At 60.6% G+C, this 19,641-nt stretch carries 16 protein-coding genes; all 16 read right to left on the reverse strand.

What is annotated here, in order from left to right; genetic code table 11:
- Positions 1 to 23 precede the first annotated feature (23 nt).
- On the reverse strand, positions 24 to 923 hold the full coding sequence (locus tag PAN31117_RS11050) for a ParB/RepB/Spo0J family partition protein (protein ID WP_150663696.1): 900 nt from the start codon (positions 921 to 923) through the stop codon (positions 24 to 26).
- Positions 924 to 950: 27 nt separating this feature from the next.
- Positions 951 to 1,721, reverse strand: coding sequence for a ParA family protein (locus PAN31117_RS11055; protein ID WP_046290214.1), 771 nt, complete (start codon positions 1,719 to 1,721; stop codon positions 951 to 953).
- 217 nt (positions 1,722 to 1,938) lie between these two features.
- A complete protein-coding gene (locus PAN31117_RS11060; protein WP_246189030.1) occupies positions 1,939 to 2,514 on the reverse strand; it encodes a lipocalin family protein in 576 nt (191 codons plus the stop codon).
- A gap of 5 nt (positions 2,515 to 2,519) precedes the next feature.
- Positions 2,520 to 3,197: a 16S rRNA (guanine(527)-N(7))-methyltransferase RsmG gene (rsmG, locus tag PAN31117_RS11065; protein ID WP_150738214.1), complete on the reverse strand. Its 678-nt coding sequence runs from the start codon at positions 3,195 to 3,197 to the stop codon at positions 2,520 to 2,522.
- 12 nt (positions 3,198 to 3,209) lie between these two features.
- Positions 3,210 to 5,201 (reverse strand): tRNA uridine-5-carboxymethylaminomethyl(34) synthesis enzyme MnmG, encoded by a 1,992-nt coding sequence (gene mnmG / locus PAN31117_RS11070; RefSeq protein ID WP_150738215.1) that lies wholly within the window; start codon positions 5,199 to 5,201, stop codon positions 3,210 to 3,212.
- Between the two features lie 2,298 nt (positions 5,202 to 7,499).
- A complete protein-coding gene (locus PAN31117_RS11075) occupies positions 7,500 to 8,246 on the reverse strand; it encodes an ABC transporter ATP-binding protein (protein ID WP_046290218.1) in 747 nt (248 codons plus the stop codon).
- Positions 8,246 to 10,042 (reverse strand): branched-chain amino acid ABC transporter ATP-binding protein/permease, encoded by a 1,797-nt coding sequence (locus PAN31117_RS11080; RefSeq protein ID WP_150660744.1) that lies wholly within the window; start codon positions 10,040 to 10,042, stop codon positions 8,246 to 8,248. Before PAN31117_RS11080 ends, PAN31117_RS11075 begins: the two co-directional genes overlap by 1 nt.
- A gap of 18 nt (positions 10,043 to 10,060) precedes the next feature.
- The gene (locus PAN31117_RS11085) at positions 10,061 to 11,116 is read right to left on the reverse strand and encodes a branched-chain amino acid ABC transporter permease (protein WP_150738216.1); all 1,056 of its coding nucleotides are present in this window, start codon (positions 11,114 to 11,116) and stop codon (positions 10,061 to 10,063) included.
- Positions 11,117 to 11,317: 201 nt separating this feature from the next.
- A complete protein-coding gene (gene hpaR, locus PAN31117_RS11090; RefSeq protein WP_039394138.1) occupies positions 11,318 to 11,815 on the reverse strand; it encodes a homoprotocatechuate degradation operon regulator HpaR in 498 nt (165 codons plus the stop codon).
- Between the two features lie 257 nt (positions 11,816 to 12,072).
- A complete protein-coding gene (locus PAN31117_RS11095) occupies positions 12,073 to 13,218 on the reverse strand; it encodes an ABC transporter substrate-binding protein (RefSeq protein ID WP_150574935.1) in 1,146 nt (381 codons plus the stop codon).
- 160 nt (positions 13,219 to 13,378) lie between these two features.
- Positions 13,379 to 14,161: a sulfite exporter TauE/SafE family protein gene (locus PAN31117_RS11100; RefSeq protein ID WP_150738217.1), complete on the reverse strand. Its 783-nt coding sequence runs from the start codon at positions 14,159 to 14,161 to the stop codon at positions 13,379 to 13,381.
- 577 nt (positions 14,162 to 14,738) lie between these two features.
- Positions 14,739 to 15,737 (reverse strand): branched-chain amino acid ABC transporter permease, encoded by a 999-nt coding sequence (locus PAN31117_RS11105; RefSeq protein ID WP_150738218.1) that lies wholly within the window; start codon positions 15,735 to 15,737, stop codon positions 14,739 to 14,741.
- 11 nt (positions 15,738 to 15,748) lie between these two features.
- Complete coding sequence (locus PAN31117_RS11110; protein ID WP_150738219.1) at positions 15,749 to 16,633, reverse strand: branched-chain amino acid ABC transporter permease; 885 nt, start codon at positions 16,631 to 16,633, stop codon at positions 15,749 to 15,751.
- A gap of 96 nt (positions 16,634 to 16,729) precedes the next feature.
- The gene (locus PAN31117_RS11115) at positions 16,730 to 17,923 is read right to left on the reverse strand and encodes an ABC transporter substrate-binding protein (protein ID WP_150738295.1); all 1,194 of its coding nucleotides are present in this window, start codon (positions 17,921 to 17,923) and stop codon (positions 16,730 to 16,732) included.
- A 76-nt stretch (positions 17,924 to 17,999) separates the two neighbouring features.
- A complete protein-coding gene (locus PAN31117_RS11120; RefSeq protein ID WP_150738220.1) occupies positions 18,000 to 18,773 on the reverse strand; it encodes an ABC transporter ATP-binding protein in 774 nt (257 codons plus the stop codon).
- Positions 18,774 to 18,781: 8 nt separating this feature from the next.
- A complete protein-coding gene (locus tag PAN31117_RS11125) occupies positions 18,782 to 19,561 on the reverse strand; it encodes an ABC transporter ATP-binding protein (protein ID WP_046290222.1) in 780 nt (259 codons plus the stop codon).
- Positions 19,562 to 19,641 lie beyond the last annotated feature (80 nt).

Consider the following 19,641-nt stretch of genomic DNA (forward strand, 5'->3'; position numbering starts at 1 on the left):
AGATGATAATCAGGATACCGAAATTACTCGGCGCGAATGCGCGCGAGGATACCGTCGAGCGCATCGAGACTGCCGAACTCGATCGTCAGCTGACCGGCCCCTTTACGGCCGACCTTGATCTTGACGTTCGACGCGAGCAGATCCGAGAGCTCCTCTTCGAGACGCGTCACATCGCGACCGCCCTCTTCCGCCGAGCGGCGACGAATGCCGTCACCCTGCGGCTTGAGCGATGCGTTCACGATGCGTTCTGTGTCGCGCACCGACAGACGCTTGTTCACCACCTGGTTGGCGAGCGTGATCTGCGTGGCCGCGTCGACGGCGAGCAGCGCGCGCGCATGGCCCATGTCGAGATCGCCAGCGAGCAGCATCGTCTGCACGGGATTCGCCAGGTTCAGCAGACGCAGCAGGTTCGACACTGCGCTGCGCGAACGTCCGAGCGATTCGGCGGCTTGCTCGTGCGTGTAATTGAATTCGCCGAGCAGACGTTGAATGCCCTGCGCTTCTTCGAGCGGATTCAGATCTTCGCGTTGAATGTTCTCGATGAGCGCCATCGCGGCGGCGGCTTCATCGGGGACATCGCGCACGAGCACCGGCACTTCGGAAAGGCCTGCAAGACGTGCAGCGCGAAAACGTCGCTCGCCCGCAATAATTTCGTACTTCTCACCATCGACACGACGCACCAGAATCGGCTGCATCAGACCTTGCGCGCGAATGCTCGCGGCGAGTTCCTGCAGCGCGCCTTCATCCATGCGTGTACGCGGTTGATACTTACCCGCCTGAAGGCGATCGAGCGCCATCACCGACGGCGCGCCTTCGGCACTCGCCTCGGTCGCGCCGTTGTGGTTATCGGCGTGAGCGCCCAGCAGCGCTTCGAGGCCGCGGCCCAGGCCCTTTTTTTTCAGTGCGTTGGTCTTGGTCGCCATGACAATGCGTTCCTGCGCGAATGCGCCTTACATAGTTTGAATGCGCGCGATCATTTCCGCGCCGAATTGCAGATACGCCTTCGCGCCACGCGAAGCGGGATCGAAGACGACGCCCGGCATACCGTAACTCGGCGCTTCGGCGAGTCGCACATTGCGCGGGATGATCGCGTTGAAAACCTTGTCGCCGAAGTGCTCCTTGAGCTGCTCCGAGACTTGTTGCTGAAGCGTGATGCGCGGATCGAACATTACGCGCAAAAGGCCGATCACCTTCAGGTCGCGGTTCAGATTTGCGTGCACCTGCTTGATCGTGTTGACGAGATCGGACAGCCCTTCGAGCGCGAAATATTCGCACTGCATTGGAATGATCACGCCGTGCGCAGCGCACAGGCCGTTGAGCGTGAGCAGCGAGAGGGTCGGCGGGCAGTCGATGAGGACGAAATCGTAGGCATCGTCGACCTTCGCCAGCGCCTGCTTCAGACGCGTATCGCGATTTTCCAGCGAGACGAGTTCCACGTCGGCACCCGCCAGTTCACGGTTCGCAGGCACCACATCGTAATTGCCGGACTCCGAACGCTGGCAGCTCGTGCTCACGTCGATGCCGTCGACCAGCACTTCATAGATACTCGTCTCGAGGGCGGCCTTGTCGATGCCGCTGCCCATCGTCGCGTTGCCCTGAGGGTCAAGATCGACCAACAAGACACGCTGCCCGTGCGACGCCAGTCCGGCGGCGAGGTTCACCGTGGTGGTCGTCTTGCCGACGCCGCCCTTCTGATTGGCCACGCAGAATATTTTCGCCATGCCGATGTAGTCCTCCGATTGCTGCCGTGTTGATGCGATTGATGCAGATGGTGCCGGGATGCAAGTCCGGGCGCGAACGCTTCATGCTGCCCGTCGCGGATGCATCCCGCTAATTCGATTATCTGAGCAAAGCTCAGTTATTGCCTGACGCAGCGGATTCGCCGCAAGTCGGCCGACGCCAGAGAGGCAAGCACCTTGTGCCCTAGGTGCGAAGGGCTTAAGGGGCGCTGGCCTTTTGCGGCGTCAACACCAGTTTGTCGGTGTCGTAGCCCTGCTTGCGCAACTGGGCACGCATTTGATTCAGCGTGTCGTCGTCGATCTTCGGCGAGCGCGAGAGGATCCAGAGATACTCGCGGCCCGGCTCTCCGACAGCGGCATACTGATAGTCACCGTCGAGCACGATAACCCAGTAGTTGGCCCAAAGCCAGGGAATCCAGCGCAACCAGTCCGGCGCGAACGTCACTTTGAAGCGTGCGGTGCCGGTGCCCTGCCCGTCGGTGCGTGCCAGACCGGTATCGCTCGCCCAGGTGCCATCTTCCTTACGACACTTGTTGGTGACTTCGATCTTGCCGTCCGGACGCGCCACGTATTCAGCGGTCACATCCGACACACATTTTCGCTCGAAGAAATTCGGATAGCGTGCTATTTCGTACCAGGTGCCGACATAGCGCGCCTTATCGATCTTTTGCACGGGACGCACGCGCGTCGTGAGCGATTCCTGCCCGGATTGTGCCCAGGCCACGGCAGCCACCACCGACAAGCCGACCATCACAGCACCGGTCCAACGTGTCATGCGGGTCATGCCGTCACCTTCACGCGGAGCAAATGACGCTCGGCGTCGAGAAATGGCACTTTCAGCGCCAGCCGTTCGATCAGCTCGCAGCCGTCGAGCAACGCCAGTTCGCTTTCGGCTGCGACGCCCTTCATCGCCCAGAAGCTACCACCGGGGGCCAGCAAGTTGCGACCGAGCGTGACGAAGTCGTTCAATTCGGCGAAGGCACGCGAGACGATGGCATCGAACGGTGCGGGCACTTCTTTGCCGACGACGAGCGACTCCACCCGGCCCGTCACGACCGTCAGATTGGTCAGCTTGAACGTGGCACGGGCCTGCGTCAGAAAGGCAGTCTTCTTATGGACGATGTCGTTTACCGTCACCTGCCAGTCCGGACGCACAATCGCCAGCACCACACCGGGCAGACCACCGCCCGAACCGACGTCCAGCACACGTGAAATCGGCTCGCGATCCAGTCGCGGCAGAATCGAGAGCGAATCGAGCAGATGCTTGACGACCATCTGTCGCGGGTCGCGGATGGAGGTCATTTGCAGCGAAGCGTTCCACTTCGCCAGCAGCATCTGATAGTCGAGCAGGCGTGCCTGTTGTTCAGTACCGATCGTCAGACCGAGTTGTTCGATGCCGTCAGCCAACAAAGCAGCAAGTTCGTTGCCGCCTTGTGCGGCATTACGCGGAGCAGTCATGGGGTCTCCGTGTCAGGCAGCGTGCTGACCGCCGGAGTCGCCATCGGCAGCGACATTCGCGTCGGCAGCCGCCTCCCCCACCTCCCCTGAAGCACGACGGCGTCCGAGCCCTTTCTTCAGGTGGATCATCAACAGCGAGATCGCAGCGGGCGTCACACCGGAGATGCGCGAAGCCTGCCCCAACGTTTCCGGTCGTTGTGCGTTCAGCTTCTGACGCACCTCGATCGACAGCCCGCGAACGTCGTTGTAATCGATGCTGGCGGGCAGCACCGTGTTCTCGTTCGCTTCCTTGCGCACGATCTCGTCGGCCTGACGGTCGATGTAACCCTGATACTTGACCGCAATCTCGATCTGCTCGCGGATCTGATTCGCTTGCAGCACGTCATCCGACAGCGCAGCCTCAGGGGCGAGACGACCGCCCTGCACTGCCATGAGCGCGTCGTACCCGACTTCCGGGCGACGCAGCAGGTCCGCCAGCGAGTACTCGTGATCGATCGCTTTACCAAGCAACGGCACCGCATCTTCCGCCGGGAACGTCTTCGGATTTACCCACGTCGATTTGAGACGTTCTGTTTCACGTGAAACAGCATCGCGCTTGCGGCAGAACGCTTCCCAACGAATATCGTCGACAACGCCCAATTCACGGCCCACTTCCGTCAGACGCATATCCGCGTTGTCTTCACGCAGCGACAGGCGATATTCCGCGCGGCTGGTGAACATACGATACGGCTCAGAAACACCGCGAGTGATCAGGTCGTCGACCAACACACCAAGGTAAGCCTGATCGCGACGCGGGCACCAAGCTTCACGGCCCTGCACTTGCAGTGCGGCGTTGATACCGGCGAGCAGCCCCTGTGCGGCGGCTTCTTCGTAGCCGGTCGTTCCATTGATCTGTCCGGCAAAGAACAACCCCGAAATCACGCGGGTTTCCAGCGAACTGCGCAGACCGCGCGGATCGAAGTAGTCGTACTCGATGGCGTAGCCGGGACGCAGAATATAGGCGTTCTCCATCCCCTTCATCGAGCGGACGAGTTCCAGCTGCACATCGAAAGGCAGGCTGGTGGAGATTCCGTTCGGGTAGTACTCGTTGGTCGTCAGACCTTCTGGTTCGAGATAGATCTGATGGGACGTCTTATCGGCAAAGCGATGGATCTTATCTTCGATGGATGGGCAATAGCGCGGCCCCACGCCTTCGATGACGCCCGTGTACATCGGCGAGCGGTCCAGGCCGCCACGGATGATGTCGTGTGTCCGTTCGTTGGTGTGCGTAACCCAGCACGGCACTTGGCGCGGGTGCTGTTCGGGGCGTCCGAGGAACGAGAAAACCGGCACCGGATCCAGGTCACCCGGCTGTTCTTCGAGGACGGAGAAATCGATGGACCGCCCGTCAATACGCGGCGGCGTACCCGTCTTCAACCGACCTTGCGGCAACTTCAACTCTTTCAGACGCGCGGAAAGGCTAATGGCAGCAGGATCACCTGCACGGCCGCCGACATAGTTATTCAGTCCGACGTGAATCTTGCCGTCGAGGAAAGTCCCGGCGGTGAGCACCACAGCACGGGCACGGAAGCGCAGTCCGACCTGCGTGATTGCTCCGACAACACGGTCGCCTTCGACAATAAGATCTTCCACGGCTTGTTGGAAGAGCCATAAATTCGGCTGATTCTCAAGGCGATGACGGATGGCTTGCTTGTAGAGAAGCCGGTCGGCCTGAGCGCGAGTCGCACGGACAGCGGGACCTTTGGACGAATTCAGGATACGAAACTGAATCCCACCCTCGTCGGTAGCGGCAGCCATGGCGCCGCCCAGCGCATCCACCTCTTTGACGAGGTGGCCTTTGCCGATCCCACCGATGGAGGGATTGCAGCTCATCTGGCCGAGCGTCTCGATATTGTGGGTGAGCAGAAGTGTCTTACAGCCCATGCGGGCCGAGGCGAGCGCAGCCTCGGTACCGGCATGGCCGCCACCCACCACGATCACGTCAAACTCGGTCGGATAAAGCATCGCAATATTGCCGCTGACGGCAAACTCTCTGGATTCGGTAATTGCGGAATTATAGCGGTATTGCGATGCATCATTTGTAACTGCACTCGTGTTTCACGTGGAACGTCAGGGGAAAGTGGTAGTTTTGTTGGATGTTTCACGTGGAACGTTGATGTTTTTTGATGCTTGGGCGTGGCATCGACCGTCTTTCGGAGGGCGTCTCGAATGACGTTCGCATGAGTTTTTGCCGTACACGTTGGATAGTGCCTTCCCACCTTCCGGCGAAAACCCTTCTGTGCGAGCACTCCGCCGTACTCATAAACATCCTGGCGGTGGAGATCGGGGACACTCGGCTGTGCTTCACTTGAAAGTCGCTTCGCCAGAGTGCCCCACAATCCCCACCACTCAATCGCACAGGGCCAGCCGCCCATGGAATGGCTGTGATATCTGTTTCACGTGAAACGTTGAAGCGGTTCGTGCAGGCATGACGCGCACCACTCCGAAGAACTTCGATTCGTCGAAAAACTCACGGGACACTCGCGGAACTCTTCCACATGAGTGTTACGTCGCGGCAAGCCAAATGCACTCGGTGCCAACATCGTGTCGTTCTCACAAGCATCCGGGCAGTGGGGATCGGAGGCACTCGGCTGTGCTCCACTTGAAAGTCGCTTCGCCAGAGTACCCCCGCTCCCCACCACTCAATTGCCCAGGGCAGCCCGAGCTTAGAACTGACGGTGTCGGTTTCACGTGAAACATTGGGGTGTTGGTTGCCGACATATCTCAGGCCTACCCTTCCCCGCTTGCCGAATTGCCGAATTGCCGAATTGCCGAATTGCCGAATTGCCGATCCTCGAACGACCCTTCCCTCCCGTGCTGAGAGGACCGTTCACACGTCCCGACTGCGTGTCGGCGAACTGCCGTCGTGTTCGTCCGCGGGCAAGCTCACGGGGGTGTTTCACGTGAAACGTCGAGAAAGCGTCATCGCATAGATCACGGGGCCATACCTCGTCACTCCGCGGAAACCTTCGATCTTTGGACAACCCTGCCCAATTCCACTTCACGAATAGGCACGTCGAACGCCTGGGTCTTCCCGGTTCTGTGCTGAACGGGCACTTCTTCCCTCTCCCGCTTCCAAGTTGTGAGGGCTGGCTGATGCATGACATCACCCAGTGGCGTTAAAACCAGACAACGGGTATCTCGCATCCAAAGCAATACTGTTTCACGTGAAACCGACTTCGCATGCGTACCTCAGGGTGGAGTCGGACAATTGAGGGGTGGGGATTGGAGGCACTCTGGCGAAGCGACTTTCAGGTGGAGCACAGCCGAGTGCCTCCAATCCCTACTTCCCGGAAGCCTGTGAGCGCGACACGGCCATAGCACCGGCTGGTTCGTCTAACGGTGGCAAGCACGAAATGAAGATCGGAAGTGCGGAGCTTGCGCCGACCGAGCTGGCGTCAGCGACAACCGTAGGCGGCGAATGATCAGGGCATTTGAGTGGTGGGGATCGGGGGCACTCTGGCGAAGCGACTTTCAAGTGGAGCACAGTCGAGTGCCCCCGATCCCCACTGCCCGGAGGCCACGGAGAACAACGCCGCGCTTGCATCCGATGGTTTTCAAAAAAGCATGCATCCCACTTATATGGAGCCAACTCCACGCGTCACCCCACTTCGCCACATTTAGCCGAACAATGTCGAACCGCGAGGAAAGTTTCGGAGATTTGAGGGGTGGGGATCGACGGTACTCTGGCGAAGCGACTTTCAGGTGGAGCACAGCCGAGTGCCGTCGATCCCCACTGCCCGGAAGTAATAGAGAGCGTCACCGTAATATCGGGATGTGGTGTTAAGAAAAGCAACCACAAACCCATCCCTCGTTCCACGTGAAACCAAGAAACGAAAATAGCCAATCAAAGCTGAAAGCAAACATCACCGTCGTCTCAGCAGCGATCATTTATCTGCGTTATCCACATCCACGAACGAAACACAAAAATCCGCCGCAGGAATTTGCTTTTCTGTGGATAACCTCAACAACGAATTCCACAAGAATTTCGAGAAAATCTCGCAACCCCTTATTGCGGCGGTGCGCCATAGATTTGAGTTACCCACACATATCCACAAGCAACTGTGAATAAGTGACCTACCATACTTTGGCGCGCAGCCCCTGCGACGGCCTAAAAAATTAGGGACGGATAGTTCTATCGAACGACCGTTCGGATTGCCACCGGCGAAAGCGAGCACCCCACCGCCCTTACCAAAAACGAAAAAGGCCCGCCAAACTGGCGGGCCTTCCAACCTACGTCTAAGTACCGACAGCCAACGACTGTCAGGCAGCCTTCTTAGCCAGCCCCAGATACGTCTCAATGACCTTGGGATTGGTGGCCAGCTCCTGCGCCGGCCCTTCAAGGGCCAGCTCGCCCGTCTCGATCACGTAGGCGTAATCGGCGACCTGCAACGCCGCGCGTGCGTTCTGCTCAATCAGCAGCGTGGCAACGCCTGTCTTACGCAAGTCGTTGATGATGTGGAAGATTTCCTTCACGATCAGCGGCGCCAGGCCCAGACTGGGCTCGTCCAGCATCAGCAACTGCGGCTTCGCCATCAACGCACGGCCCACCGCAAGCATCTGACGCTCCCCGCCCGACAGCGTCCCCGCCTGTTGCACACGACGCTCCTTCAGACGCGGGAAAAGCTCATAGACCACTTCCATCTGATCGAGGAAGTTCTTCTCCCCTGCTTTCTTGCGACGATAGGCGCCGAGCAGCAAATTGTCCTCAACGGTCATCGTCGAGAACAGCTCGCGCTTCTCCGGCACCAGACACATGCCGCGTGACACACGGGCTTCAATCGTCAGCGCCGACATCTCCTGACCAAGATAAGCCACGCTGCCCTTGCTCGACCCATTGTGCGGCAGCGCGCCCATGATCGCGTTGAGCATCGACGACTTGCCCGCGCCGTTCGGTCCGATCACGGTGACGATCTGCCCCGCCCCGACCCGAAGATGCGCACCATGCACCGCCTCGACTTTGCCGTATGCGACGGCGAGGTCCTTGACCTCCAGAATTGCGTCGGCCATCACTCCACTCCTCCCAGGTACGCTTCGAGCACCGCCGGGTTCTTCTGCACGTCTTCCGGCAGCCCCTCGGCGATCTTGGTGCCGAACTCCATCACCACCAGGTGATCGGTCAGATTCATCACGAAGTCCATGTCGTGCTCGACCAGCAACACGCTCATGCCCTCGTCCTTGAGCTTCTTGAGCAGATCGCCCAACGCCTGCTTTTCCTTGTAGCGCAAGCCTGCGGCCGGTTCGTCGAGCAACAGCAGCGTCGGGTCGCACGCCAGAGCACGCGCGATTTCCAGAATACGTTGCTGACCCAGCGCCAGACTGCCCGCCTCGTCATACATGTGCGCCCCAAGGCCCACACGCTCGATCTGCTGCTTGGCTTCGTGCAGCAGCATCGCTTCTTCGTGACGATCCAGACGCAGCACGCTCGACCACACGCCACCCTGCGGACGACGACGCAGACCGTTCTTGTCGCGCAGATACGCCCCGATAGCGACGTTCTCAAGCACGCTCATGTGCGGCATCAAACGCACGTGCTGGAAGGTCCGGCCGATACCGCGCTTGACGATCTCACGCGACGGCAGACGGTCGATGCGCTCGCCGAGGAACGAAATCTCGCCACGCGTCGCCTGCAACACACCGGTCACCAGGTTAAACGTCGTCGACTTGCCTGCACCGTTCGGACCGATCAGGCCAACGATCTCGCCCGCCTTCACTTCGAACGACACGTCGTTCACCGCGACCAGGCCGCCGAACTCCTTGCGCGCCTTCTCAAGCTTGAGCACTACCTCACCCACCGCTGGCTTGGGACGGTGTCCCAATGGCTCGGCCTGCTCAGGCGCTTTCGCGACACGTCGCGCCGGAAATATCTTGCCGAAGAACGGCCACACGCCATCGCGCGCATATTGCAGCAACAGCACCAGCAAGATGCCGAAGACGATGGTTTCGAAGTTGCCGTTCGCGCCCAGCAGCACCGGCAGAATGTTCTGCAGGTAGTCCTTGAGCACCGTCAGAATCGCAGCCCCAAGCACTGCGCCCCAGACGTGGGACACGCCACCGACCACCGCCATGAACAGATACTCGATGCCATGGTTCAGGTTGAACGGCGTCGGGTTCACGGCACGCTGCAAGTGCGCGTACAGCCAGCCCGAAATCGCAGCAAGTACCGCCGCGTAGACGAACACGACCACCTTCATCCACGCCGTGTTCACGCCCATCGCTTCGGCCATCACGCCGCCCCCCTTGAGCGCGCGAATCGCACGGCCCGGACGCGAATCCAGCAGGTTCTTGATCGACACCACGGCCAGCACAACCACGATCCAGATCAGGTAGTACATCTGACGCCCGCTCGCCAGCTCCAGACCGAACAGGTTGATCGTCGGAATGTCGTTCAGGCCGTCGTACTTGCCCAGGAACTCCAGGTTGCCGAACAGGTAATACAGCGCCAGACCCCAAGCGATCGTACCCAGCGGCAGGAAGTGGCCCGACAGACGCATCGTGATCGCACCGATGATCAGCGCCGCACCCGCCGTAATCGCCACGCCGACGATCAGACCGAGCCACGGCGATGCGCCGTAAGCCGTCGTCAGATACGCAGTCGCATAGGCACCCAGACCGACGAACGCCGCCTGTCCGAACGAGGTCATCCCCGCCACGCCCGTGAGCAACACGAGACCGATGGCGACAATGCTGTACAAGCCGATGTAGTTGAGCAGCGTCACCCAGTATTCAGGCAAACGCACCGGCGCTGGCAGTACCGGCAACACCGCCAGCAGCACCAGGAAAATCAGGAAGTATTTGTTTTTCATTCTGTGGTCCGCCCCGGCTTATTCCTCGTCTTCTTCAACGTGCTTGCTCGTGAGCGACAGCCACAGCAGCACCGGAAGAATCAGCGTGAAGACGATGACCTCCTTATACGCACTCGCCCAGAACGACGAATACGACTCCAGCAGGCCCACGAGAATGGCGCCGAGCGCCGCGACCGGGTAACTCACCAGACCGCCGATGATCGCGCCCACGAAGCCCTTCAGGCCGATCAGGAAGCCAGATTCGTAATAGATGGTCGTGATGGGTGCAATCAGAATGCCGCACAGCACGCCCAGCACCGCCGCCAGCGTGAACGCCAGCCGGCCAGCCTGCACCGTGCCGATACCCACCAGACGCGCACCCAGACGGTTCACGGCCGTCGCACGCAGTGCCTTGCCCGACAGCGAACGGTCGAAGTAGAAGTACAGCGCCAGAATCATCACGACCGACACGCCCACCACCCACAGACTCTGTCCGGACACCATCACCGAGCCAATGTTGAAGCTCGCGTCCGAGAACGCCTGCGTGCGCGAACCCTCGGCACCGAACATCACCAGCCCAAGGCCAGTGAGCGCGAAGTGCACGCCGACCGAGACGATCAGCAGCAACAGCGTACTCGCCTCCGCCAGCGGCTGATAAGCCAGGCGATAGAGCATCGGCCCCATCGGCACAACCAGCAACAGCGTGACGGCAATTTGCACGAGCATCGGCAAGGTCATCGGCGAGATCGCCTTGACCACGAAGAACACGGCAATCGGGAACACGAGATATTTACCCGCGAACACCGGCACCAGGCGGCCTGCCAGCTTGCGCCGCTCACTGTGACGCAAGACGCTTGCCGTCTCCACAATGAACGTGCAGATGCCCATCGCCACAAGCAGCCAGCTCGTCAGCGGAAACTTCTGGGTCTGGAGAGCCGCGAGCGTGAGCGCGCCATACGACACGAACTCGCCCTGCGGAATGAAGATGACGCGGGTGACGGAGAACACCAACACGAGCGCCAATGCCAGCAAGGCATAAATCGCACCCGTGGTGATGCCGTCCTGCGCCAGGATGGCTGCAATCGAAAGATCCATGCTCCTCTCACTTCGTTTGAGTACTTCTTGAACCGGCTGGCGAGACAGCCGGTGTGATGCACGGTGCAGCGCGCTGCCACCCCGTTCCCCTTCAACTTCGGCGCACCCCGCACGATCCCCGTGTCGCAGCGCAGCGAATTATGAATTGTATAAACCGTTATGCATTGGTAAAACCCGGGTGACTACTGAGATGACGACATCTCAACCCGTTTTTCGACGACGGCGGGGCTTGGTCGGCAACGACGGCGCGTCGGCCAGCACCTCCGGCGGCAGGGCTTCGCGCACGACATCCATCAGCCGGTAGATCTCGGCGAGCGTGTCGCGTCCCACTTTGTCTTCCAGATAACGGTAGCGCTCCTCGACCAGCGGGCCGAGCTTCTTGCACAGCGCCCGGCTCGACGGCGTCAGCGACACCATCACGCGACGCTGGTCTGCCGCCACTCGACGGCGCATGATCAGACCCGACGCCTCCATGCGTTCGAGCATGCCCGACAGGCTCGGACTGAGAATGCAGCACTCGCGCGCCACCTGCCCGATCTCCATTTCCCCGGATTCGCTATCGTTGACGGCGCGTATGACACGCCATTGTTGTTCCGTGATGTCGTAGCAATTGAGTAACGGCCGGAACAGGCCCATCACCGCCTCACGCGATTGCAGCAACAACAGGGATAGGTTGCGGTGTTCGAATTCACCCGTCATGGATTTACGCTCGAAAGGATCGGCCGTTCAGCCCCCCGGCTGCGGCGATCAGGTTGGGACAATGCGGCCTCTCATGTGCCGCTCGCAAATGCATGTCCTGCCGTCTCTTTGCGATGCGCGAAACTACCACGCTCAAAAAAAACGGGCGCGAACGCCCGTTCTTCAGGCCCGGCTGGTCGAACCGGGCGCTTTTACCGCAGATGTTTCCAATGGAACAGCGGGGCATGCCTGCATGCTATAGGCAGCCCCGATGCGCATCAGTTCGCCAATTTCCACTTGCCGTCGACGATTTGCACCATCACACGCGAGCGCTGATCCAGACCGTTGTGGTCGTTCTTGCTCATGTTGAAGATACCTGCCGTGCCCGGCATGTCCTTCACGTTCTCCAGCGCTTCGCGCAGGGCTGCGCGGAACTCCGGCGTACCCGGCTTGGCCTTCTTCAGTGCCACCGGAATCGTGGCTTGCAGCAGCAGGCCGCCGTCCCAGGCGTGGCCGCCGAAGGTCGAGATCGAACCAGCGCCATAAGCCTTTTCATAAGCGGCCTTGTACGCAGCCGCCGACTTCTTCACCGGGTTGTCGTTCGGCAGTTGCTCGACGACGAGCAGCGGGCCGGCCGGCAGATACGTGCCTTCGCAGTCCTTGCCGCAAACACGCAGGAAGTCATTGTTCGCCACGCCGTGCGTCTGATACAGCTTGCCCTTGTAGCCGCGCTCCTTGAGCGTGCGCTGCGGCAGAGCCGCCGGCGTGCCCGAACCGGCGATCAGCACGGCGTCCGGGTTCGCGCCCATGACCTTGAGCGCCTGACCGGTCACCGACGTGTCGGCACGGTTAAAGCGCTCGTTCGCCACGACCTTGATCTTGTTCAGATCGGCAGCCTTCTGGAATTCCTTGTACCAGCCTTCGCCGTACGCATCGGCGAAGCCGATGAACGCCGCAGTCTTCACACCGTTGTCGGCCATGTGCTTGGCGATAGCGGTGGCCATCAGAATGTCATTCTGCGGGGTCTTGAAGGCCCACGTGCGCTTCGCGTCGACCGGCTCGACGATGGCGGCGCCTGCGGCCATCGAGATCACCGGGGTCTGCGTTTCGGCTGCGACGTCGACCATGGCCAGCGAGTTCGGCGTGACGGTCGAGCCGAGCACGGCGTCGACGTGATCTTCGCTGATCAGCTTGCGCATGTTCTTGACGGCGGTCGTGGTGTCGGTCGCATCGTCGAGCACGATGTACTGCACCGTCTGGCCAGCAATCGTCTTGGGCATCAGAGCGATCGTGTTCTTCTCGGGAATGCCCAGCGAAGCGGCCGGACCGGTCGCCGACAGCGACACGCCAATCTTCACCTGAGCGTTCGCCACGCCCGCGACGAGCATCATGGCCGATGCCATGCACAGCAACTTCAGTTTCATTTGGGTCTCCTCACAAAAATTTCGAATTCGATTTTTGACGCATTTTTTTGACATTAACCGACCGCGCAGTCGGGAAATTGTCGCCCATCTTACGGGCACGGATGCCGTTTCGTAAAGTGCGGTTTCCCCACCTGTGGCATCTGCCACAGCGGTTTTGCCACTAGCCGCGTAAAAACGCGTCGTAGCCCGTTTTCACGATCAGCACCGCAAGCACGCCCAGAAACATGCGCCGCACGAAACCAACACCGTGCTTGAGCGCGAGACGGCTGCCCACCAGACTGCCCACCACGTTCATGATTGCCATGCCCGCGCCGACCAGCCACAGTACATGCCCGCTCATGCCGAACAGCAGCAGCGCGGCCAGATTCGTCGCGACGTTCACGATCTTCGAGGACGCCGACGCATTCACGAAGTCCTGCCCGAACAGCCGCACAAACAGAAACACCAGAAAGCTGCCCGCACCGGGGCCGAAGAAACCGTCGTAAAAGCCGATGACACCGCCCACGGCGATCGCCATGAGCGTCACCCCCGCCCCGCCCTTCACGGGGGCATGGACCGTCCCGAAATCCTTCTTGCGCAGGGTATAGATCGCCACTGCGACCAGCACGAATGGCAGCACTTTGCGCAGGATGTCGGCCGGAACATGGGTGACGGCGTAGGCACCACAGAATGAGAAGACGAACGCTGCGATAGTGGTGGGCAACACAAGCGCCCAGCGCAACTGGATACCGCGCGAGTAACGCATCGCCGCCGAGGCCGTGCCCCAGATGCCAGCCATCTTGTTGGTGCCGAACAGCAGCGGCGGTGCCGCATTGGGGAAGGCGGCGAAGAGCGTCGGAACAGAGATCAGGCCGCCGCCACCGACCACGGCATCGACCAGCCCGGCGAGAAACGCCCCGCCAGCGAGCATCAGCAAATCGGTCAGCGACCAACCCATCAACATACATTCCCCATACACAACACCTCAGTCGCAGCACAACTGGACTGGAAGCCAGCCAGACGAAAACGCCGAGCATAGCGTCTTTATTCCGCATTGCGCGTACTTATTGCGGTAGAAACGGGTTCAATTCTCGCAACGTGGCGTAAAGACAGCCGAAACTGCGAACGAAATGCGGAAAAACCAGTGAAATGCAGAATGCAGTGCGTGATGGCCGCACAAGGAAGCGTCATGACCGCTGAATATGGCATGGCTGACGAAGGCCTGGCACAGCGCAATGCGACGCCATGCGGAAGGTGAAGCACAATATAAAAAGCGCTGTCGGAGTCTTCTCCGACAGCGCTTTCTTTTTTGGCGGTGCGCGTTATCGCGCTTGTTGTCTCCTCGTTCCTCGCCCCTATATCCTGCTGTGACGCGAACTGAGGGAGAGAATAAAGGAGCACCCAATGCACCACAAGTCAGCATTTACCCCTACGAATTAGGTTTTTTCTGACATTCGTGCGCCAGAGTGACGAGCGGACGCGCCACACAGGTGCATCCGTCGACATTCCGGCTTCCACGAATCGCTCAATTCACACACCACTTACGACGCCTGCGACATCGACCGGAAGAACCGGCTGCGCGCAATGAACTCACCCACGAGACCGCGTCGGAACGCCAGCACGCAGATGATGAAGATCGCACCGATCACGATGGTGACGGATTCGCCGAGCGTCTGGAACCACGGCACGCCGGTCGCCGTCGCGAGCCAGTTGCCGATATCGCCCAGCTTGTTCTCAAGCACGATGATCACCACCGCGCCCACCACCGGCCCGAGCATCGTGCCGAGACCACCCACGAGCGTCATCAGAATCACCATGCCCGACATCGTCCAGTGCACGTCGGTGAGGGTCTCGAAGCCCAGCACCACCGTCTTGGTCGAACCGGCGAGCGCAGCGAGCGTGGCCGACAGCACGAACGCCAGCAGCTTGAAGCGGTCGACGTCGTACCCCAGCGAGATCGCACGGGGCTCGTTCTCCTTGATCGCTTTCAGCACCTGACCGAACGGCGAATGCACGATGCGCATGATCAGCAGGAAACCCAGCGCGCAGATCGCGAGCACCACGTAGTACAGCGTCAGATCCGAGTCGAGCGGCAGCAGACCGAGGAGCGAACCGCGCGGCACGCCTTGCAGACCGTCTTCCCCGCCCGTGAACGGCGCTTGCAGGCAGAAGAAGTAAAGCATCTGCGCGAGCGCCAGCGTGATCATGGCGAAGTAGATGCCCTGACGCCGGATCGCCAGCAAGCCAATCACCAGCCCCAGCACCGCCCCCGCAACCACGCCCGCGAGAATGCCGATCTCCGGCGTAAAGCCGAGGTTGCGGATCGCATAGCCCGTCACATAACCGGCGCTGCCGAAGAACGCAGCGTGGCCGAACGACAGCAAGCCCGTGAAGCCAAGCAGCAAGTTGAAGGCGGCGGCGAACAGCGCAAAGCACAGCACCTTCATGACGAAGACCGGATACGCGCCGACAAACGGCGCGACGATCAGCGCCAACAGCAGCAGGGAATACAGCACGCGTTGTTGCATCTGTTGTTGCATGGTTTCGTCCCTTACTTTTGTTTGCCGAACAGCCCGGCAGGGCGCAGCAGCAACACGATCACCATGATGAAAAACACCACGGTCGCCGACGCTTCCGGGTAGAACACCTTGGTGAAGCCTTCGATCACGCCGAGCATCAGCCCGGTGACGATCGAGCCCATGATGGAGCCCATACCGCCGATCACGACCACCGCGAACACGGTGATGATCATCGACTGCCCCATGAGCGGCGAGATCTGAATCACGGGCGCGGCGAGCACACCGGCGAACGCCGCCAGCGCCACGCCGAAGCCGTACGTCAGCGTGATCATGAGCGGCACGTTCACGCCGAACGCTTCCACGAGCTTCGGGTTCTCCGTACCGGCACGCAGATACGCACCGATCTTCGTCTTCTCGATGACGAACCACGTCGCGAAGCAGACGACGAGCGATGCCACCACCACCCACGCGCGATAGTTCGGCATGAACATGAAGCCGAGGTTGGTCGCGCCGGACAGCGCGTCGGGTGCGTCGAACGGCTGACCGGACACGCCGTAGATCGAGCGGAACACGCCTTCGAGCACGAGCGTGATGCCGAACGTCAGTAGCAATCCGTAAAGATGATCGAGCTTGTAGATCCAGCGCAGCATGGTGCGCTCGATCACGATGCCGATGATGCCCACCACAACGGGGGCGAGGATCAGCATGACCCAGTAATTGAGGCCGAGATAGCTGCCGCCCATCCAGGCGAGCATGGCACCCAGCATGAACAACGCGCCGTGAGCGAAGTTGATCACGTTGAGCAGACCGAAAATCACCGCCAGGCCGAGGCTCAGCATGGCGTAGAACGAGCCGTTCACCAGTCCCAGCAGCAGTTGGCTCAACAGCGCCGGCAGGGGGATGCCTAGAAAGTCCATCGAAATCGATTCTCTGGGTGAAACCTTGGAGAAAGGTCGCGACGGGACACGCGTCCCGTCGCTATCCGTGCATCGCTTACTAAAGAAGTACTGCGCTTACTTCAGCTTGCAGGTCGATTCGGCTTCGGTGGTGAAGGCCTTCTCGCCCGGGATGGTTGCGACCACCTTGTAGTAGTCCCACGGCTCCTTCGATTCCTTCTTCGACTTCACTTGCATCAGGTACATGTCGTGGACCATCGTGCCGTCCTTGCGGATGTAGCCCTTGCTGAACATGTCGTCGATCTTGATCTTGTGCAACTGCTCCATGACCTTGTCGGCGTCCGTCGTACCGGCGGCCTGTACGGCCTTGAGGTACGTCATCGTGGCTGAGTAGTCGCCGGCCTGCAGGCTCGACGGCATCTTCTTCATCTTGCTGAAATAGCGCTTGGCGAATTCACGGGACTTGGCGTCCTTGTCCCAGTACCAGCTGTCGGTCAGGTACATGCCTTCCGTGTTGTCCAGACCGAGCGAGTGAATATCGTTGATGAACACGAGCAGACCGGCGATCTGCATCTTGCCCTTGATGCCGAATTCCTTCGCGGCCTTGATCGCATTGATCGTGTCGCCACCGGCATTCGCCAGACCCAGCACCTGCGCCTTCGACGCCTGCGCCTGCAGCAGGTACGACGAGAAGTCCGAAGCGGACAGCGGGTGACGCACCTGCCCCACCACCGTGCCGCCGTTGGCCTTGACCACGTCGGACGTGGATTTCTCCAGCGCGTGACCGAAGGCATAGTCGGCGGTCAGGAAGAACCACGTCTTGCCGCCCGCCTTCACCACGGCCGAGCCCGTGCCGCGTGCGAGCGCGACGGTGTCGTACGCGTAGTGCACGCCGTACGGCTGGCACTGGTCGTTGGTCAGCGCGTCGGAGCCTGCGCCCACGTTGATGTAGACCTTCTTCTTCTCGGCGGAGACCTTGTTCATCGCCAGCCCGGTGCCCGAGTTGGTACCGCCGATGAGCATGTCGACACCGCCACGGTCGAACCATTCGCGCGCCTTCGACGCCGCGACGTCCGCCTTGTTCTGGTGATCGGCCGTGACCAGTTCGACCGGTTTGCCGAGGACCTTGCCGCCGAAGTCGGCGATGGCCATCTTGATGGCTTCTGCGCCGCCCTGTCCGTCGATGTCGGTGTACAGACCCGACATATCGGTAATGAAACCGATCTTCACCGTGTTGCCATCGGCGTGGGCCTGCGAGGCCATTGCCGCAAAACCGAACGCAGCCGCAACGGCCAACGCCTTCATCCGCATCGTCATCTTCGTCTCCTTCGTGGATTTGATCGCCTGGGTCCATCGCCCGGCACGCATGCACGCCGGGTAGCTCACCTCATACGCCCAACAACTCGTGCAGCACCGGCATCTTCGTCTCCAGCTCCGGAGCGCCGAAGCGCTCCACAATCTTGCCGTGCTCCATGACATAGAAGCGATCGGCCAGCGGAGCCGCAAAACGGAAATTCTGTTCCACCATCACGATGGTGTAGCCACGCGCTTTGAGCGTGGTGATCATGCGTGCGAGCGTCTGCACGATCACCGGCGCGAGGCCTTCGGAAATTTCGTCGAGCAACAACAGATCCGCGCCCGTGCGCAGAATGCGCGCCACCGCGAGCATCTGTTGTTCGCCACCCGACAGGCGCGTGCCCTGACTGTGACGGCGCTCTTTCAGGTTCGGGAACATGTCGTAGATCTCGTCGAGCGACATGCCGCGCCCGCCGTCTTCTCGACGATTGCCACTCATGCCGATATACGGCGGTAGCAGCAAGTTTTCCTCGCACGACAAGCTCGCGAAAATGCCGCGCTCTTCGGGGCAATACCCCACGCCGTGATGCGCGACCTTATACGTCGGCAAATGAATCGTTTCTTCACCGGCGATGCGAATCGATCCCTGACGCTGACCGGTCAGGCCCATGATCGCGCGCAACGTCGTGGTGCGCCCGGCCCCGTTGCGGCCGAGCAGCGTGACGACTTCGCCACGTCCAACCGTCAGGTCCACGCCGTGCAGGATGTGCGACTCGCCGTACCACGCCTGAAGCCCTTCGACTTCGAGTGCGGGCACGTTGCCACCGTTCTTGCCACCCTGGTTGTTGCCGCCGTTACCGTACATAGCCGTCCTCACCCGTGGGCTCCCTGCATTTCGCCGTCCGCCGTTCCCATGTAGGCTTCCATCACCTGCGGATTCTTCGAGACTTCGTGATACGGCCCTTCGGCGAGCACCTCGCCGCGCTGAAGCACGGTGATGGTGTCGGAGATGCCCGCAATCACGTTCATGTTGTGCTCGACCATGAGAATCGTGCGTCCCGCCGACACCTTCTTGATGAGTGCCGTGACGCGATCGACGTCTTCGTGACCCATGCCTTGCGTGGGTTCATCGAGCAACATTAGTTCGGGTTCCATAGCAAGTGTGGTGGCGATTTCGAGCGCGCGTTTGCGGCCGTACGGCAACTCCACGGTGAGCGTATGGGCGAATTCGGTGAGGCCGACCTCCGCGAGCAACTCCATGGCGCGCGCGTCGAGCTGACGCAGTGTGCGACTGCTGCTCCAGAAGTGGAACGCCGTGCCGAGATTGCGTTGCAGACCGATGCGCACGTTCTCGAGCACGGTGAGGTGCGGAAACACGGCAGAGATCTGGAACGAGCGGATGATGCCGCGTCGTGCGATTTGCGCGGGCGCTTCACGGGTAATGTCTTCCCCGTTGAAGGTGATGGAGCCTGCACTGGGCACGAGGAATTTCGTGAGCAAGTTGAAGCAGGTGGTCTTGCCTGCGCCGTTCGGCCCGATCAGCGCATGAATGGTGCCGCGCGCGACGCGCAGGTCGACCCCGTTCACGGCGGTGAAGCCACGGAACTCTTTGGTGAGCCCGCGCGTTTCGAGAATGTAATCGTTGTTCGCCATGTCTCCTGCCACATTCCTGGTTGGCGGTGCGAAGCGTCGTGTGCGCTTCAGACACCATCGTCTGTGACAACCGCAAGGCA

This window comes from Pandoraea anapnoica, from assembly GCF_902459765.1.
In the GTDB taxonomy this organism is placed as follows: Bacteria; Pseudomonadota; Gammaproteobacteria; order Burkholderiales; family Burkholderiaceae; genus Pandoraea; species Pandoraea anapnoica.

What these genes read in the sequence shown, in the direction of transcription:
- PAN31117_RS11050 (WP_150663696.1), bottom strand. Translation starts at nt 923, where the DNA reads ATGGCGACCAAGACCAACGCACTGAAAAAAAAGGGCCTGGGCCGCGGC.
- PAN31117_RS11055 (WP_046290214.1), bottom strand. Translation starts at nt 1,721, where the DNA reads ATGGCGAAAATATTCTGCGTGGCCAATCAGAAGGGCGGCGTCGGCAAG.
- PAN31117_RS11060 (WP_246189030.1), bottom strand. Translation starts at nt 2,514, where the DNA reads ATGACACGTTGGACCGGTGCTGTGATGGTCGGCTTGTCGGTGGTGGCT.
- rsmG (WP_150738214.1), bottom strand. Translation starts at nt 3,197, where the DNA reads ATGACTGCTCCGCGTAATGCCGCACAAGGCGGCAACGAACTTGCTGCT.
- mnmG (WP_150738215.1), bottom strand. Translation starts at nt 5,201, where the DNA reads ATGCTTTATCCGACCGAGTTTGACGTGATCGTGGTGGGTGGCGGCCAT.
- PAN31117_RS11075 (WP_046290218.1), bottom strand. Translation starts at nt 8,246, where the DNA reads ATGGCCGACGCAATTCTGGAGGTCAAGGACCTCGCCGTCGCATACGGC.
- PAN31117_RS11080 (WP_150660744.1), bottom strand. Translation starts at nt 10,042, where the DNA reads ATGAAAAACAAATACTTCCTGATTTTCCTGGTGCTGCTGGCGGTGTTG.
- PAN31117_RS11085 (WP_150738216.1), bottom strand. Translation starts at nt 11,116, where the DNA reads ATGGATCTTTCGATTGCAGCCATCCTGGCGCAGGACGGCATCACCACG.
- hpaR (WP_039394138.1), bottom strand. Translation starts at nt 11,815, where the DNA reads ATGACGGGTGAATTCGAACACCGCAACCTATCCCTGTTGTTGCTGCAA.
- PAN31117_RS11095 (WP_150574935.1), bottom strand. Translation starts at nt 13,218, where the DNA reads ATGAAACTGAAGTTGCTGTGCATGGCATCGGCCATGATGCTCGTCGCG.
- PAN31117_RS11100 (WP_150738217.1), bottom strand. Translation starts at nt 14,161, where the DNA reads ATGTTGATGGGTTGGTCGCTGACCGATTTGCTGATGCTCGCTGGCGGG.
- PAN31117_RS11105 (WP_150738218.1), bottom strand. Translation starts at nt 15,737, where the DNA reads ATGCAACAACAGATGCAACAACGCGTGCTGTATTCCCTGCTGCTGTTG.
- PAN31117_RS11110 (WP_150738219.1), bottom strand. Translation starts at nt 16,633, where the DNA reads ATGGACTTTCTAGGCATCCCCCTGCCGGCGCTGTTGAGCCAACTGCTG.
- PAN31117_RS11115 (WP_150738295.1), bottom strand. Translation starts at nt 17,923, where the DNA reads ATGCGGATGAAGGCGTTGGCCGTTGCGGCTGCGTTCGGTTTTGCGGCA.
- PAN31117_RS11120 (WP_150738220.1), bottom strand. Translation starts at nt 18,773, where the DNA reads ATGTACGGTAACGGCGGCAACAACCAGGGTGGCAAGAACGGTGGCAAC.
- PAN31117_RS11125 (WP_046290222.1), bottom strand. Translation starts at nt 19,561, where the DNA reads ATGGCGAACAACGATTACATTCTCGAAACGCGCGGGCTCACCAAAGAG.